The 16,871-nt window shown below is 37.5% G+C and carries 13 protein-coding genes; 8 read left to right on the top strand and 5 right to left on the bottom strand.

Features of this window, described 5'->3' with window-relative positions; all coding sequences use genetic code 11:
- Positions 1–2 precede the first annotated feature (2 nt).
- The 3 genes from CPT03_RS22245 (at position 3) to CPT03_RS22235 (ending at position 1,931) form a co-directional block, all read left to right on the top strand.
- Positions 3–599, top strand: coding sequence for an OmpH family outer membrane protein (locus CPT03_RS22245; RefSeq protein WP_099440869.1), 597 nt, complete (start codon positions 3–5; stop codon positions 597–599).
- Between the two features lie 65 nt (positions 600–664).
- Positions 665–1,147 carry a nucleoside deaminase gene (locus tag CPT03_RS22240; protein WP_099440868.1) on the top strand — a complete coding sequence of 161 codons (483 nt, stop codon included), beginning with the start codon at positions 665–667 and terminating at the stop codon, positions 1,145–1,147.
- Positions 1,148–1,205: 58 nt separating this feature from the next.
- Positions 1,206–1,931 (top strand): EcsC family protein, encoded by a 726-nt coding sequence (locus tag CPT03_RS22235; RefSeq protein ID WP_099440867.1) that lies wholly within the window; start codon positions 1,206–1,208, stop codon positions 1,929–1,931.
- On the opposite strand, the gene CPT03_RS22230 is transcribed toward CPT03_RS22235, so the two are convergent.
- Complete coding sequence (locus CPT03_RS22230) at positions 1,932–2,333, bottom strand: RNA-binding S4 domain-containing protein (protein WP_099440866.1); 402 nt, start codon at positions 2,331–2,333, stop codon at positions 1,932–1,934. It abuts the gene before it with no gap.
- Positions 2,334–2,461: 128 nt separating this feature from the next.
- Between CPT03_RS22230 and CPT03_RS22225 the strand changes: the two genes are divergently transcribed.
- A complete protein-coding gene (locus CPT03_RS22225; protein ID WP_099440865.1) occupies positions 2,462–3,280 on the top strand; it encodes a 2,3,4,5-tetrahydropyridine-2,6-dicarboxylate N-succinyltransferase in 819 nt (272 codons plus the stop codon).
- Positions 3,281–3,322: 42 nt separating this feature from the next.
- On the opposite strand, the gene CPT03_RS22220 is transcribed toward CPT03_RS22225, so the two are convergent.
- Positions 3,323–4,465: a glycosyltransferase family 4 protein gene (locus CPT03_RS22220; RefSeq protein ID WP_099440864.1), complete on the bottom strand. Its 1,143-nt coding sequence runs from the start codon at positions 4,463–4,465 to the stop codon at positions 3,323–3,325.
- A gap of 152 nt (positions 4,466–4,617) precedes the next feature.
- Between CPT03_RS22220 and CPT03_RS22215 the strand changes: the two genes are divergently transcribed.
- Genes CPT03_RS22215 through miaA form a run of 4 tightly spaced genes read left to right on the top strand, consistent with a single transcriptional unit; the run spans position 4,618 to position 8,245 of the window.
- A complete protein-coding gene (locus CPT03_RS22215; protein WP_099440863.1) occupies positions 4,618–5,184 on the top strand; it encodes an L-threonylcarbamoyladenylate synthase in 567 nt (188 codons plus the stop codon).
- Between the two features lie 26 nt (positions 5,185–5,210).
- Entirely contained in the window at positions 5,211–6,617 is a 1,407-nt protein-coding gene (locus tag CPT03_RS22210) for a CCA tRNA nucleotidyltransferase (protein WP_099440862.1), read from the top strand.
- A 57-nt stretch (positions 6,618–6,674) separates the two neighbouring features.
- Positions 6,675–7,328, top strand: a complete 654-nt coding sequence (locus tag CPT03_RS22205; RefSeq protein ID WP_099440861.1) for an IS1096 element passenger TnpR family protein — start codon at positions 6,675–6,677, stop codon at positions 7,326–7,328.
- Between the two features lie 8 nt (positions 7,329–7,336).
- Positions 7,337–8,245 (top strand): tRNA (adenosine(37)-N6)-dimethylallyltransferase MiaA, encoded by a 909-nt coding sequence (gene miaA, locus CPT03_RS22200; RefSeq protein ID WP_410522617.1) that lies wholly within the window; start codon positions 7,337–7,339, stop codon positions 8,243–8,245.
- Here miaA and CPT03_RS22195 read toward each other — a convergent pair.
- From CPT03_RS22195 to rpoB, 3 genes are all read right to left on the bottom strand, one after another.
- Entirely contained in the window at positions 8,242–8,556 is a 315-nt protein-coding gene (locus tag CPT03_RS22195) for a DUF3467 domain-containing protein (protein WP_099440859.1), read from the bottom strand. The genes miaA and CPT03_RS22195 overlap by 4 nt on opposite strands.
- 85 nt (positions 8,557–8,641) lie before the next feature.
- The gene (gene rpoC / locus CPT03_RS22190) at positions 8,642–12,928 is read right to left on the bottom strand and encodes a DNA-directed RNA polymerase subunit beta' (protein ID WP_099440858.1); all 4,287 of its coding nucleotides are present in this window, start codon (positions 12,926–12,928) and stop codon (positions 8,642–8,644) included.
- 94 nt (positions 12,929–13,022) lie between these two features.
- Positions 13,023–16,826, bottom strand: coding sequence for a DNA-directed RNA polymerase subunit beta (gene rpoB, locus CPT03_RS22185; RefSeq protein ID WP_099440857.1), 3,804 nt, complete (start codon positions 16,824–16,826; stop codon positions 13,023–13,025).
- Between the last annotated feature and the right edge of the window lie 45 nt (positions 16,827–16,871).

The following is a 16,871-nucleotide window of genomic DNA, read 5'->3' as shown; positions in this document are numbered from 1 at the left end:
TAATGAAAACAAAATCAACATTAGGCAGTATAGCTACTGCTGTAGCCATAGTTTCTTTAATGGCATCATGTCAGAACAAAGAAGAAAAGGCCGGCGCAGCTGCGAAATCTGAGCCAACTACTGTTTCAAATAACGAGAAAATTGTTTACGTGAATTCAGATTCACTATTAACAAAATATCAGTATTTTAAAGACATTAAAGTAAAATTAGAAGCAAAATCTAAAACTGCACAAGCCGATCTGGGTGCTAAACAACAGGCATTTCAACGCGAGGTTGCTGCTTACCAACAACAAGCAAATACTTTACCTGCCGACCAAAGAGCTAAAACTGAAGAAAGATTAGCACGTAAACAACAGGAATTACAGGCTTATCAGCAAAATGCAGGTGCTGCGCTTCAAAATGAGCAGGCTTCTGAAAACGAAAAGCTATACGATAAAGTTGCTGATTACCTGAAAGGTTATGCAAAAAAGAAAGGCTACAAAATGGTGTTGACTTATTCTAAAGGAAACAGTGCAATTCTATTTGCTGATGAGAGTTTGGATGTAACCAGCGAAGTTATTATTGGCTTAAATGACACTTACAAACCAGCTGCAAAATAATGCAGGTTTATTAAAATTTAAGATGCCCCGAATTATCGGGGCATTTTTTTTGCATAACAATTATCATGGACAAATTAAAAGAGCACGAGAAATTCATGAAGCTGGCGATTCAGCTTTCTGAAGAAAATGTTTTAGAAAAATTGGGTGGCCCCTTTGGTGCAGTTGTAGTAAAAAATGGAAAAGTTATAGCCAAAAGTGCCAACATGGTTACCACTAATAATGACCCTACTGCGCATGCCGAGGTAACTGCTATAAGGCTGGCCTGCAAAAAACTAAAAACTTTTGATTTAAGCGGATGCGTAATTTATACCAGTTGTGAGCCATGCCCTATGTGCCTGAGTGCAATTTATTGGGCCAGAATTGATACAATTTACTATGCCAATACTAAAATAGATGCGGCAGATATAGGTTTTAGTGATAAGTTTATTTACGACGAAATCCATAAATCTATGGCTGAAAGGACGCTTCCTTTTAAACAATTACTTAGAGATGAAGCACAGAAGGCGTTTAAACTTTGGAGTAAATCACCAGAAAAAACAGAATACTAGTGTAACTTGTAGCTGTTTTGGCGTGTCTAACTTACAATAATGCTCAAAATGTGGCAGAATGGACAATTACAAGCAAAAGATAGAAATTGAACTGGAGTTTTGGAAAAGAGATATTCTAAAAAAACCATCTGTTCTGAGTAAGGTTACTGATGGCATTCAGAAAAAGATTAACAATTATATTCCTGACAAGGTTCATAACGCCATTACTACAGCAATAAAGGCTATGACCAAGGCTGTCCTTTTCGGGTCAACCTACACTACTTCCGCAATGCCTTCAACAGGAATGAGTTTGATACATAGGGAGGCGCTGATCCGCGAAAAAATTGACAGTTACTGCAAAACGGGTGCAGCCGAAGGTGGCATAACTGGTGCCGGCGGCTTTTTGATGAGCATGGCCGATTTTCCGATACTTATTGGCATAAAGATGAAAATGCTTTTCGAAATTGCTGCTTTATACGGCTTTGATGTAAAGGATTTTAGAGAGCGTCTATATATTCTTCATATTTTTCAGCTTGCTTTTTCGAGTAAGGAGGGGGCCGCCAAGGTATTTATTCAGATGCAGAACTGGGATCAAAAATTATTAGTACTGCCCGAAAGTTCAGAAAATTTTGACTGGAAAACTTTTCAGCAAGAGTATCGCGATTATATTGATATTGCTAAACTGGCGCAATTACTTCCGGTTATTGGGGCTGCAGTTGGTGCGGTTGCCAATTACCAGTTAATTAAAAAACTTGGAAAAACGGCTACACAGGCTTATCGGATGCGACTGATTAATAAAGAGTAGTTATTCATTATCGTCAAACATCCCCCCTATCAGCTCGTCGGTTTCGCGCCTGTCCTTTTTAGTTGGCCTGCCAGATCCTCTGTCTCTTTTTAATGCCGGGGCATGAAATACGGATTTAAAAGCATGAGTTTCTTCAACGGGGGTAATGTCGTTGTATTTAGTTACCGCAATTTTAGATTCAACCCTGTTGTACAACAGTTCTACAACCTCTATTACTTTTTTTTCAATCCCTTTTGATACCTGATAAACATCGCCGGGTTTTACAATAGCAGATGGTTTCAGATTTTGGCCATTAAATTTAACACGTCCAGCCTTACAGGCCTCTGTAGCTAAACTTCTGGTCTTAAATAATCTTATTGCCCATAAGTATTTATCAATCCGTAATTTTTCCTTCTCAGTCATAAAAAATCAAAAATACGCAAGAAACGCCATGAATTTATAATTGGGAATAAAAAAACAATAATTATATGGCAAAAAACAATGTTCGATACATAAAATTCGTTTATTTTGTCAAAAAATAAACAAACAACATGATAGCAGAATTAAAAAAGTTAGTAGAAGCCGCTTGGGAGGATAGAACTTTATTAGAATATACGGAGCATTGTGAAGCAATTGAAACCGTAGTTATGCAGTTAGATAAAGGTGAATTGCGCGTTGCTGAACCTATTCTAAATTCATGGGGTGTAAATGAATGGATCAAAAAAGCTGTTATTCTTTACTTCCCTATCAGACAGATGAAAGTAACTGAAACAGGACCTTTTGTGTTTCATGATAAAATGAAACTAAAAACCAATTATAAAGAGCTTGGAGTAAGAGTAGTGCCTGGTGCAAGTGCACGTTATGGTGCTTATTTGGCTAAAGGTGTAATTATGATGCCTTCTTATGTAAATATTGGTGCTTATGTTGATGAAGGTACAATGGTTGACACCTGGGCTACTGTTGGCTCATGTGCACAAATTGGAAAACATGTTCACTTAAGTGGTGGGGTTGGTATTGGTGGTGTTTTAGAGCCTATTCAGGCTGCACCGGTTATTATTGAAGACAACTGCTTCTTAGGATCAAGAGCAATAGTTGTTGAAGGTGTTCGTGTTGAGAAGGAAGCTGTATTAGGAGCTAACGTTGTATTAACGGCATCAACAAAAATTATTGACGTTACCGGAAGTACTCCTGTTGAGCATAGAGGTATTGTACCTGCACGCTCTGTAGTTATACCGGGAACTTATGCAAAGAAATTCCCTGCCGGAGAGTACCATGTTCCATGTGCTTTAATTATTGGCAAACGTAAAGAATCAACTGACAAAAAGACTTCACTTAACGACGCATTAAGAGAAAATAATGTTTCTGTATAGGAAACTGAAATCATTTTAAATTTATATAAAGAGCCTGGTTGATCAATTTTGACCAGGCTTTTTCATTACAGCCTGATAGGTTTTCATTATCTGTGCTGCACAATTTCTGTTACTGAACTTTTCGGCATGAACAAACCCCTTTTTAATCATATCCTGCACATCTGCCCCACCTTTTAAAATTTTTATCATGGCATCTGCAATTTCCGAATAGCTATCAGGATTAACATATGATGCAGCATTCCCCCCTGCTTCTGGCAAGCAACTAACAGAAGATGTAATAACAGGTGTACCTACACTTAAAGCTTCCAGAACGGGAATACCAAAACCTTCAAAATAAGAGGGGTAAATTAGTGCTTCTGAAAGGCTGTATATGGCTGGCAAATCTGCAGAGTCTACATCGGCAAGAAAAGTGATTTTACCGGTCAGGTTGTTTTTTTCTATAAAACTGTCAACCTCGCTTTTATATTTACCACTCCCCTTTCCGATAACAATTAAATTAACGTCATTATTACTTTCTAACATCTGAACCGCCTTACAGATATTTAGCAGGTTCTTTCTTTCTATTATTGATCCAATGGAAAGGAAAAACTTTTCTGGCAGACTAAACCTGGCAGCTATTGAACGTTTCTGGTCTTCAGATATTGATGGGTTAAAACTACTATCGCAACTTTGATAGCATACGTCTATTTTATCGGGGTCTGTTTGATAAAAATCAATAATATCCCTTTTGGTTTGCTCACTGATAGCTACAATACGATCGGCATGCTGGCAGGCATATGTGAATTTTTTTCGGTAGACTTTAACATCTAATGGGTTGTGCTGTTCCGGGAAATGCTCAAAAATAAGATCGTGTATGGTAACCACTGTTTTAATGCCGGTTTTATTAATGCTTACCGGAATTTCATGGCTTAACCCATGATATAGTTCAATTCCAAGATCCAACAAATCACTTACCACCCATTTACTTCTCCATAAGGATGAAAATTTACGAGCAAAAAATCCTTGTGGTAAAACCTGATGTATATTATTACCAGCTAACGAGTATTCTTTTGATGGTTTAGGGTTAAACAAAAAGTATTCATTATCCGGGTAAAACCCAGCCAGGTCTTTTATCAGCGTTCGGCTATAATTTCCTAACCCGGTATTGTTATGATAAGCTCTCTTTGCATCGAAGGCAATTTTCATCAGAGAATAATTTGTTTGCACCAGTGATGAAGCCTATCAAGTGTGGGGCTTCATGCACATTTTAAAATTGAGGCGAAATATACAACAAATTAAAAACTGAGGTCAATAAAAAACGAAATTTACCTACTTTTATAGGCTAAAAGAAATTCTATATGTTGAGTGATCAGATTAAACAGGCGCTAACTGTATTAAAGGATGGCGGCGTAATTCTATATCCTACAGACACCGTATGGGGTTTAGGCTGTGATGCCACCAATGAGCAGGCTGTAGAAAAAATAAATGCCATTAAAGGACGTAGCAGTGATAAAAGTTTTATCATTTTATTGGATACTGAAGCTAAGTTACAAAGCTATGTTACCGAAATACCTGATGTGGCCTACGATTTGATTGAATATGCAGAAAGCCCACTTACTATTATTTTTTCGGGAGCAAAAAACCTTGCAAAAAATGTAATAAATAGTGATGGAAGTGTTGGTGTAAGAGTGGTAAAGCATGACTTTTGTGAGCAGTTAGTACAGCGTTTCAGGAAACCAATTACATCAACCTCGGCCAATTTATCAGGCCAGCCTACACCAGCTTCTTTTGATCAGATAAGCGATGAGATTAAGGATGCTGTTGACTATATTGTTGATTGGGAACAAGATTTAAATACGGAAAAGAAACCATCGACCATAATGAAATTAGCTGCCAGCGGACAGTTTTCCTTTATTAGAAGGTAAGTTTTAGTACTTTTGCAAACTCAATAATGGAAAAACATCTACAACATCCTGTTTTTAAAGTTCTTGCGGGAATAGCAGCGAAACATAATATTGAAGCCTATGTTATAGGTGGTTATGTACGTGATATTTTTTTGCAAAGACCATCAAAAGACATTGATATTGTAGTACTTGGAAACGGAATCGGTTTTGCAGAATTAGTTGGTGCCCAACTGAAAACCAAAGTAGCCGTTTTTAAGAATTTTGGTACGGCAATGCTCAAATTCCAAGATCTGGAAATAGAATTTGTAGGTGCCAGAAAGGAATCTTATCGCGCTAATTCGCGTAAGCCGATAGTAGAAAATGGTACAATTGAAGATGATCAGCTCAGGAGAGATTTTACTATAAATGCACTGGCAATTTCGCTAAATAAAGATAGTTACGCAAAGCTTGTTGATCCTTTTGGCGGAACAGAAGATCTTAAGAATAAATTAATCAGAACTCCACTGGACCCTGAACTTACTTTTTCTGATGATCCTTTGCGTATGATGCGTGCTATTCGCTTTGCCAGTCAGCTGGGCTTTACCATTGATGAGGCAGCAATAAATGCGATCAAAAAACAAAAAGAACGCATTTCTATTGTTTCAAAAGAACGAATTACTGATGAACTAAATAAGATTATTCTTTCTCCACTCCCATCAATAGGATTTAAATATTTATTTGACACTGGTCTTTTGCATCTGATATTTCCTCAAATGGCCAACCTCTATGGTGTTGATATCATTAAGGGAAAAGGACATAAAGATAATTTTTACCATACCTTACAGGTGCTCGATAATATTTGTACGGCAACGGATGATTTGTGGTTACGCTGGGCGGCTATTTTACACGATATTGCCAAACCGGCAACCAAGCGTTTTGAGGATGGGCATGGCTGGACTTTTCATGGTCATGAAGATAAAGGCGCGCGCATGGTACCTCAAATTTTTGCACAGCTTAAACTTCCGCTTAATGAAAAAATGAAGTATGTTCAGAAGCTGGTTCAACTACACCTTCGCCCTATTGTACTGGCCCAGGAGGTAGTAACCGACTCAGCAGTTAGAAGACTTCTTTTTGATGCAGGCGAGGATATTGAGAGTTTAATGTTGCTTTGCAATGCCGATGTAACCACTAAAAACGAATACAAAGTAAAAAAATACAGAAACAACTTTGAACTGGTTAAACAAAAGCTCAGAGATGTTGAAGAACGCGATAAGATCAGAAACTGGCAACCACCTATTACAGGCAACGATATTATGGAAGTATTTGGTTTGGGAGCAGGGAAAGAAGTAGGTATCATCAAAAATGCCATTCGTGAGGCTATCTTAGAAGGTGAGATAAGCAACACTTATGATGAAGCATTACAGTTTATGCTTAAAAAAGCACACGAACTGGGGCTTTTACCGGTAACTCGTTAATACAATTATATAAAGTATATTTTATTTTTTAATTTTATAGCTAGAAAATAAGCTCAAATGGCAATTTATAGATTTAGAATAAGTTTCGAAGATTTCGATGAAGTAGTAAGGGAAATAGATATTAAATCGACCCAAACATTTGAAGATTTACATAAAGCAGTACACCGCTCAACCGGTTACTCTGCCGAAAAATCTTCTTCCTTCTTTGTGAGTACAGACAATTGGATAAAAGGTGATGAAATAGCCTATTTACCTAATCAGCGCAAAATTGACAGGGGCATCGCTTTAATGGAAACTTCTAAGCTAAGCAGCTTTATTGAAGACCCACATCAAAAATTCTATTATATATATAATTTTGACCGTCCTTTTGATTTCCATGTTGAGTTAATTAAAATTGTTCTGGAAACTGATCCCAACATCGAATACCCATATCTTGTTAAAAGTACCGGAGAAGCCCCTAAAATTATTGACAAGAGTAATTTTGGAGCTGTTGCTGTTTCATCAAATCCTGTCTCTACAGATTTCGATTTCTTAAATGAAATGGATTTTGTTCCTGAAGATACCGATGAACTTGAGGCTATGGGTGGCAGAGGTATCAATACTGAAGAGAAAGATGAGGACACTGAAGATGAATCTGAAGACGAAGCAGATGAGTTTTCTGACAATGACAATTACGAAGATGAAGAATACAATAACAAAGAGGATTATTAATGCCAGCTATGGCTTCAGATAAAACTTTAATTGTTATTGTAGGCCCAACAGCAATAGGAAAAACTGCTTTAGCGATAGAAATAGCTAAGCAGTTTTTTACTGAAATTATCTCTGCAGATTCCAGGCAATTCTTTAAGGAAATGGAAATTGGTACCGCCAAACCTTCTGCCGAAGAATTGGCTGCCGCTCCTCATCATTTCATTAATTCTCATAGTGTAAGCACATTATTTAGTACTGGCGATTTTGAAGTACAAGCCCTGAAACTAATAGACGAATTGTTTAAAAAACATAATGTTCTGGTAATGGTGGGTGGCTCTGGTCTTTATATTGACGCGGTGTGTAAAGGGCTTGATGACCTTCCTGCCACAGATATTAATATTCGTGAACAGCTCAATCAGCAGCTTGCAACAGAAGGGCTTGAACCAATAAAAGATCGGTTAAGTAAGAGTGATCCTGAGTATTATGCTAAAGTAGACCAGAATAATCCGCAACGACTGATTAGAGGATTGGAATTTTTCCTTTCAACGGGGATGAAACTATCTTCATTTCTTACGAACAGTCAAAAAGCAAGGCCTTTTAATATTATTAAAATTGGCTTAAATACAGACCGGGCTGTACTTTATAATAGAATCAATTTGAGGGTAGACCAAATGATAGATTCAGGCTTATTGGAGGAAGTACAATCCTTAAAAGATTATAAGGGCTATAACGCCTTAAATACAGTAGGCTATTCAGAACTCTTTGCTTATCTTGATGGAGAGATTGATCTGGAACAAGCAATAGATATGATAAAACAAAATACACGTCGCTTTGCCAAAAGGCAGCTAACATGGTTTAGAAGAGATGACCACACCATCTGGTTTGAGCCAAACCAGGTTGATGAAGTCATCACTTACATTAAGCAATCTTTAGTTTAGGCCTGAGCGGTTGGACCACCAAAGTTCATTGGAAAACCGGGAGGCTCTTCCTGTGTTTTAATACGCCCATTTATCGCTTCATATTTTTCTATATTATCTTGCATTGCCGCTAACAACCTTTTAGCATGTTCCGGGGTAAGAATAATACGCGACTTTACTCTTGCCTTAGGCACGCCAGGCATTACCCTTATAAAATCAAGTACAAATTCTGTATTTGAATGAGTGATAATGGCAAGGTTCGAAAATATCCCCTCAGCAACTTCTTCAGAGAGTTCAATGTTTAACTGGTTCTCGTTATTTTGTTCTTCCATATAACAAACTTAGATATTTTTTATAGTATAAAAAAAGTCCCCCGACTTTTAAAGAAGGGGGACTTGTAGAAAAATGTATTTAAAATTAGGCTTCTATTTCTTCTTGTTTAGAAGCTAATAATTTATCGTATTCTTCTTGAGATCCAACAATGATACGCTCATATCCACGTACACCAGTACCAGAAGGAATTAAGTGTCCAACAATTACGTTTTCTTTCAATCCTAACATACTATCGCGTTTACCAGCAATAGCTGCTTCATTTAATACTTTAGTAGTTTCCTGGAACGATGCTGCTGAGATAAATGATTTTGTACCTAGTGATGCACGGGTAATACCTTGCAGTACTGAACTAGCTGTTGCAGGTCTTGCATCACGAACTTCAACTTGTTTCAAATCTTTACGTTTCAATTGAGAATTTTCGTCTCTTAATTTACGTAATGAAAGAATCTGACCAGGTTTAACTGTATTTGAATCACCAGCATCTACTACAACTTTTTTGTCGTAGATCTCATCATTCTCAATCATAAAGTCCCAACGATCTACAGAGTTATTTTCTAAGAAACTGGTATCCCCAGGATCTTCGATATGTACTTTCTGCATCATTTGGTGTACAATAACCTCAAAGTGTTTATCATTGATTTTCACACCTTGTAAACGATAAACCTCCTGGATACCATTAACAAGATATTCTTGTACAGCCGCAGGGCCTTTAATTGCAAGGATATCAGCAGGTGAAATAGAACCATCAGATAATGGCATACCAGCTTTCACAAAGTCATTATCCTGTACAAGGATGTGTTTAGACAATGGAACAAGGTATTTTTTAACCTCACCATCTTTAGATTCGATAGTCATCTCACGATTACCACGTTTCACACCACCTAAAGTTACCACACCATCAATCTCTGTTACTACAGCAGGGTTAGATGGATTACGTGCTTCGAACAACTCGGTTACACGTGGTAAACCACCTGTAATATCCCTTGTTTTTCCAGTTGCACGAGGTATTTTAACTAAAATCTGACCAGTTTTAACTGTATCTCCTTCATCGATTGCAATGTGGGCACCTACAGGGATGTTATATCCTCTGATCAGTTCACCTTTTTTGTCAACAACTTTAACCGAAGGATTCTTAGTTTTATCACGTGTATCAATAATTACTTTTTCACGGTGACCAGTCTGCTCATCTGATTCTTCACGGAAGGTAACTCCCTCAATGATCGCCTCAAATTCAATTTTACCTGCAAATTCAGAGATAATTACAGCGTTGTAAGGATCCCATGAACAAATTCTGTCTCCTTTAGCTATTTTCGCTCCATCCTCAACGTACAAGAATGCACCGTAAGGGATATTGCTGGTCATGATGATTTTGTTTGTTTCCGGCTCAACAATTTTAAACTCTCCTGAACGACCTAAAACAATTTGTTTTACGCCTTCTTCCGTATCGTTTTCAACTGTACGAACGTTTTCAAATTCAATAACACCATCAAATTTAGCAGTGATCTGTGATTCTGCAGCAATGTTAGATGCAGTACCACCCACGTGGAATGTACGTAGTGTTAACTGTGTACCCGGCTCACCGATTGACTGTGCAGCAATTACACCTACAGCCTCGCCTTTTTGAACACGTTTACCAGTTGCTAAGTTACGTCCATAACAAAGGGCACAAACACCTCTTTGATTTTCGCAAGTTAATACAGAACGAATTTCAATACCTTCAAGTGGAGATTCCTCAATTGCTTTAGCAATATCTTCATCAATATCTTGTCCGGCTGCCACTAATAATGATCCATCTAATGGATTGAATACATCATGTAGTGAGATACGGCCTAAAACTCTATCGAATAATGGCTCAACGATATCCTCATTATCTTTCAATGCTGTAGTATACATACCTCTCAATGTACCGCAATCTTCAGAATTAACGATCATATCCTGTGCAACATCATGTAAACGACGTGTTAAGTAACCAGCATCGGCAGTTTTTAATGCCGTATCCGCCAAACCTTTACGAGCACCGTGAGTAGAGATAAAGTATTCTAATACCGATAATCCTTCTTTAAAGTTAGATAAGATCGGGTTTTCGATAATCTCACCACCAGAACCTGATTTTTGAGGTTTCGCCATCAAACCACGCATACCGCATAACTGACGGATCTGCTCTTTCGAACCACGGGCACCAGAATCCAACATCATATATACTGAGTTAAATCCTTGGTTATCGCTCGATAACTGATTCATCACGAATGATGTTAAACGGTTATTGATACGAGTCCAGATATCGATAATTTGGTTGTAACGCTCATTGTTGGTAATGAATCCCATGTTATAGTTATTCCTTACCTCCTCAACCTCTGCAGAAGCCTGTTCTAATAAAGTATGTTTTTCAACCGGAATGTTTACGTCTTGCAAGTTAAACGATAAACCTCCTCTGAATGCCATTTGGAAACCTAATTCTTTAATGTCATCAAGGAATCTTGATGCACGAGCCATACCGGTAATTTTAACAACCTCACCGATAATATCTCTTAAAGATTTTTTAGTTAATAATTCATTGATATAACCAACTTCTTCAGGAACCATTTGATTAAATAGTACACGTCCAACAGTTGTTTCTGTTAATTTATTAACTATAGATCCATCTTCAATTTTAACATTTACTTTAACTTTAATAAATGCGTGAAGATCAATTCTTTTCTCATTGTAAGCAATGATTACTTCTTCAGGAGAATAGAATACTGAATCTTGTCCTTTAACTACACGTTTTTCGTCAGTTCTACGGCCTTTAGTAATATAATAAAGACCCAAAACCATATCCTGAGAAGGTACAGTAATAGGAGTACCATTTGCAGGGTTTAGAATGTTGTGTGCAGCAAGCATTAATACTTGTGCTTCTAATATTGCGGCGTGCCCTAATGGTAAATGTACTGCCATCTGGTCACCGTCAAAATCCGCGTTAAATGCAGTACAAACTAACGGGTGTAATTGAATTGCTTTACCTTCAACCAACTTAGGTTGGAAAGATTGTATACCCAATCTGTGCAATGTAGGCGCACGATTCAGTAATACAGGATGTCCTTTTAAAACATTTTCAAGAATATCCCAAACTAGTGGATCTTTTCTGTCTACAATTTTCTTAGCAGATTTTACTGTTTTAACGATACCTCTTTCTATCATCTTACGGATGATAAATGGTTTGAATAGCTCAGCAGCCATATCTTTAGGTAAACCACATTCATGTAATTTAAGGTTAGGCCCTACAACAATTACAGAACGAGCAGAATAATCCACACGTTTACCTAATAAGTTCTGACGGAAACGACCTTGTTTACCTTTCAGGATATCTGAAAGAGATTTTAAAGCACGATTACCTTCAGTTTTTACAGCGTTTACCTTACGTGAGTTATCAAATAACGAATCAACAGCTTCCTGTAACATACGCTTTTCGTTACGTAAAATTACTTCCGGAGCTTTGATCTCGATCAAACGTTTCAAACGATTGTTACGGATAATAACACGACGATAAAGATCATTTAAATCAGAAGTCGCGAAACGACCGCCTTCAAGAGGTACTAATGGACGCAATTCTGGTGGAATAACCGGAACGATCTTAATGATCATCCACTCTGGATTATTCTCAATACGTGATCTTGAGCCACGGAATGCTTCAACAACCTGTAAACGTTTTAATGCTTCGTTTTTACGTTGTTGAGAAGTTTCATTAGCAGCCTGGTGACGTAAGTTATATGATAATGTATCTAAATCAATACGTTTTAATAAATCCTCTAATGCTTCAGCACCCATTTTGGCTACGAATTTATTAGGATCTTTATCATCCAGGTATTGGTTCTCTTTAGGTAATTTATCAAGAATATCTAAATATTCTTCCTCAGTAAGGAAATCCATATACTGAATACCTTCCTCAGCCATTAAACCTGGTTGAATTACTACATAACGTTCGTAGTAAATGATCAGATCTAATCTTTTAGTAGGCAAACCTAATAAGTAACCGATTTTATTTGGTAATGAACGGAAATACCAGATATGCGCAACAGGAACTACCAGATTGATATGTCCCATACGCTCTCTACGCACTTTCTTTTCAGTTACCTCAACACCACAACGATCACAAACAATACCCTTATAACGGATACGTTTGTATTTACCGCAATGACATTCGTAATCTTTTACGGGACCAAAAATACGTTCGCAAAACAAACCATCACGTTCAGGTTTGTAAGTACGATAATTGATGGTCTCAGGTTTCAACACCTCACCACTTGAGCGCTCTAAAATAGCCTCAGGCGATGCCAAACTAATGGTTATCGATGTGAAATTGCTTTTTAATTTATTATCCTTTTTGTAAGACATAGCTCTTTTGTTTTTGCAGATAGTTGTTAGTATCTAGTATTTAGTATTTAGACAAGACATCTAATTACTAAATACTAATTACTAATACTGTCTACTAGTCTAACGTAATATCTAAACCTAATCCACGTAACTCATGTACCAATACGTTGAACGATTCTGGTACACCTGGTGTAGGAAGGTTTTCGCCTTTTACAATCGCTTCGTAAGTTTTAGCTCTACCGATAACATCATCCGACTTAACAGTTAATATCTCTTGTAGAATGTTGGCAGCACCAAATGCTTCCAATGCCCAAACCTCCATCTCACCAAAACGCTGACCACCAAATTGAGCTTTACCACCCAATGGTTGTTGTGTAATTAATGAGTATGGTCCGATAGAACGTGCGTGCATCTTATCATCAACCATGTGTCCTAGTTTCAACATGTAGATAATACCTACAGTTGTTGGCTGATCAAATTTCTCACCAGTTAAACCGTTATTTAAGTAAGTTCTTCCAGAAGCAGGCAATCCGGCTTTAGCAATCCACTCTTCCACTTCATCATGCTTAGCACCATCAAAAATTGGAGTTGCAAATTTAACACCCAATTCTTTACCGGCCCATGCCAATACAGTTTCGTAGATCTGACCAAGGTTCATACGTGAAGGTACACCAAGTGGGTTCAACACAATATCAACAGGAGTTCCATCTTCTAAGAACGGCATATCTTCATCACGTACAATACGAGCAACAATACCCTTATTACCGTGACGACCAGCCATCTTATCACCTACCTTTAACTTACGTTTTTTAGCTACATAAACCTTAGCCATCTGAACAATACCTGAAGGCAGCTCATCACCCACACTAATCGCAAACTTATCACGTTTGTAAGCACCTAGCTCTTCGTTTACACGAATACCATAGTTGTGCAATAACAATTTAATCTGCTCATTCTTGTCGTCATCAGTAGTCCATTTGTATGGATTAATGTGCGCATATTCTAAATCAGCTAAACTCTTTTGAGTAAACTTAGCTCCTTTAGGGAATAATAATTCCTTGTAAACATTATATACACCCTGAGATGTTTTACCGTTCACAATCTGGAACAATTTATCTACAAGCTCATTTTTAAGATTTGTAGTAGCAAGTTCATATCTCTTGTCTAATTTATCTATTGCTGATTTTTCTTCAGCTTTAGTAGTTTTCTTAGCTCTAGAGAATAACTTAGTATCAATTACAACACCTTTAATAGAAGGCGGAGTTTTTAGAGATGCATCTTTAACATCACCTGCTTTATCTCCAAATATTGCACGTAGTAACTTCTCTTCTGGTGAAGGATCAGACTCACCTTTAGGAGTGATCTTACCTATAAGGATATCGCCTTCTTTAACTTCAGCACCAATACGGATAATACCGTTCTCATCTAAATCTTTAGTAGCTTCTTCAGAAACGTTAGGGATATCTGGTGTTAATTCCTCTTCTCCACGTTTTGTATCACGTACTTCCAATTCAAATTCTTCGATGTGTAATGAAGTAAAGATATCTTCACGAACAATACGCTCGTTAATTACAATCGCATCCTCAAAGTTATATCCTTGCCAAGGCATGAAAGCAACTTTTAAGTTTCTTCCTAATGCCAACTCACCATTTTCAGTAGCGTAACCTTCACAAAGTACTTGTCCTTTTACAACTTTCTGACCTTTCTTAACAATTGGTTTTAAGTTGATACAAGTATTCTGGTTGGTTTTCTTGAATTTGATTAATTTATAAGTTTTGCTATCACCTTCAAAAGATACCAAACGATCTCCATCGTTTCTCACATATTTAATAGTGATTTCATTTGCATCAACATATTCAACAACACCATCGCCTTCAGCATTGATCAGTGTTCTTGAATCACGTGCTACGCGACCTTCCAAACCTGTACCAACAATTGGAGCTTCAGGACGTAACAAAGGTACGGCCTGACGTTGCATGTTTGACCCCATCAAAGCCCTGTTCGCATCATCATGCTCAAGGAAAGGGATCAATGAAGCAGCAATGGAAGTAATCTGATTAGGCGCCACGTCCATTAAATCTAATTTCTCAGGCTCAATGATCGGGAAGTCACCCTCATAACGTGCTTTTACACGAGGGGTACTGAAATTACCTTTATCGTCATACTCAGCATTTGCTTGTGCAATTGTTTTACCATCTTCATCCTCAGCAGAAAGGTAGATAACAGGTTCGTCAACAGACACAACACCATTATCAACTTTTTTATAAGGAGTTTCAATGAAACCTAAGTTGTTTATTTTCGCATGAACACAAAGAGACGAAATCAAACCGATGTTTGGTCCCTCTGGAGTTTCAATTGTACATAAACGACCGTAGTGAGTATAGTGAACGTCACGTACCTCGAATCCGGCACGCTCACGTGAAAGACCACCTGGGCCTAAGGCTGACAAACGACGTTTGTGCGTAATCTCTGCCAAAGGATTTGTTTGGTCCATGAACTGAGACAACTGGTTTGTACCAAAGAAAGAGTTAATAACCGACGATAAGGTACGGGCATTAATTAAGTCTGTTGGAGTAAATACCTCGTTGTCGCGAATGTTCATACGCTCGCGGATAGTACGTGCCATACGTGCTAAACCAACACCAAATTGGGCGTATAATTGCTCACCTACTGTACGAACACGACGATTCGACAAGTGATCAATATCATCCACTTCTTCTTTAGAGTTGATCAATTTGATCAGGTATTTAACAATAGCAATAATATCAGCTTTTGTTAAAACCTTTACATGATCAGGAGTATCCATTTTCAACTTACGGTTGATACGGTATCTACCTACATCACCTAAATCATAACGTTTATCTGAGAAGAACAAACGCTCAATAATACCTCTTGCAGTTTCCTCATCAGGTGGTTCTGCATTACGCAAAGCACGATAGATATTTTCTACAGCCTCTTTTTCAGAGTTAGAAGTATCTTTTTGTAATGTATTATATATAATGGTATAATCAGCCTGGCTTGCCCCATCATCTTTAGATAAGATAATAGTTTTAACACCAGCATCAATGATCATATCAATATGGTCATCTTCTAAAACAGTATCCCTGTCTAAGATCACTTCGTTACGATCTATAGAAACCACCTCACCAGTATCTTCATCAACAAAATCTTCAACCCATTTTCTTAATACTCTTGCCGCAAGCTTACGACCGATATATTTCTTTAATCCAGATTTGCTAACTTTAACTTCATCAGCTAAGTCAAACAATTCAAGGATATCTTTATCAGAATCATAACCAATAGCACGCAATAAGGTGGTAACCGGGAACTTTTTCTTACGATCGATGTAAGCATACATGACGTTATTTACGTCGGTAGCAAACTCAATCCAAGATCCTTTGAAAGGAATTACACGGGCAGAATAAAGTTTAGTTCCGTTAGTGTGACGGCTTTGACCGAAGAACACACCCGGAGATCTATGTAATTGCGAAACAATTACACGCTCAGCGCCGTTAATCACAAAAGTACCTTTAGGAGTCATATAAGGTATGGTTCCTAAATACACATCTTGAATGATCGTTTCAAAATCTTCGTGTTCAGCATCATTACAAGAAAGCTTAAGCTTCGCCTTTAATGGAACACTATAAGTTAACCCACGGTCAATACACTCAGGTATATCATAACGTGGTGGGTCAATAAAATAATCAAGGAACTCAAGAACAAAGATGTTTCTTGAATCGGTGATTGGGAAATTTTCAGCAAACACCTTAAATAAACCCTCAGTATGACGGTTATCTGAAGTTGTCTCGATCTGAAAAAATTCTCTGAATGATTGCAACTGCACATCTAGAAAATCTGGGTAATCTATAATATGCTTACTACGTGCAAAATTTACTCTTTGGTCGACTTTATTTGCCAATGGACTAAAGTTAATTTACTTTAAGAATAAACTATTTGTTTGGTT

The sequence above is a fragment of the Pedobacter ginsengisoli genome (assembly GCF_002736205.1).
In the GTDB taxonomy this organism is placed as follows: Bacteria; Bacteroidota; Bacteroidia; order Sphingobacteriales; family Sphingobacteriaceae; genus Pedobacter; species Pedobacter ginsengisoli_A.
This window is presented reverse-complemented; position numbering and strand designations above follow the sequence as displayed.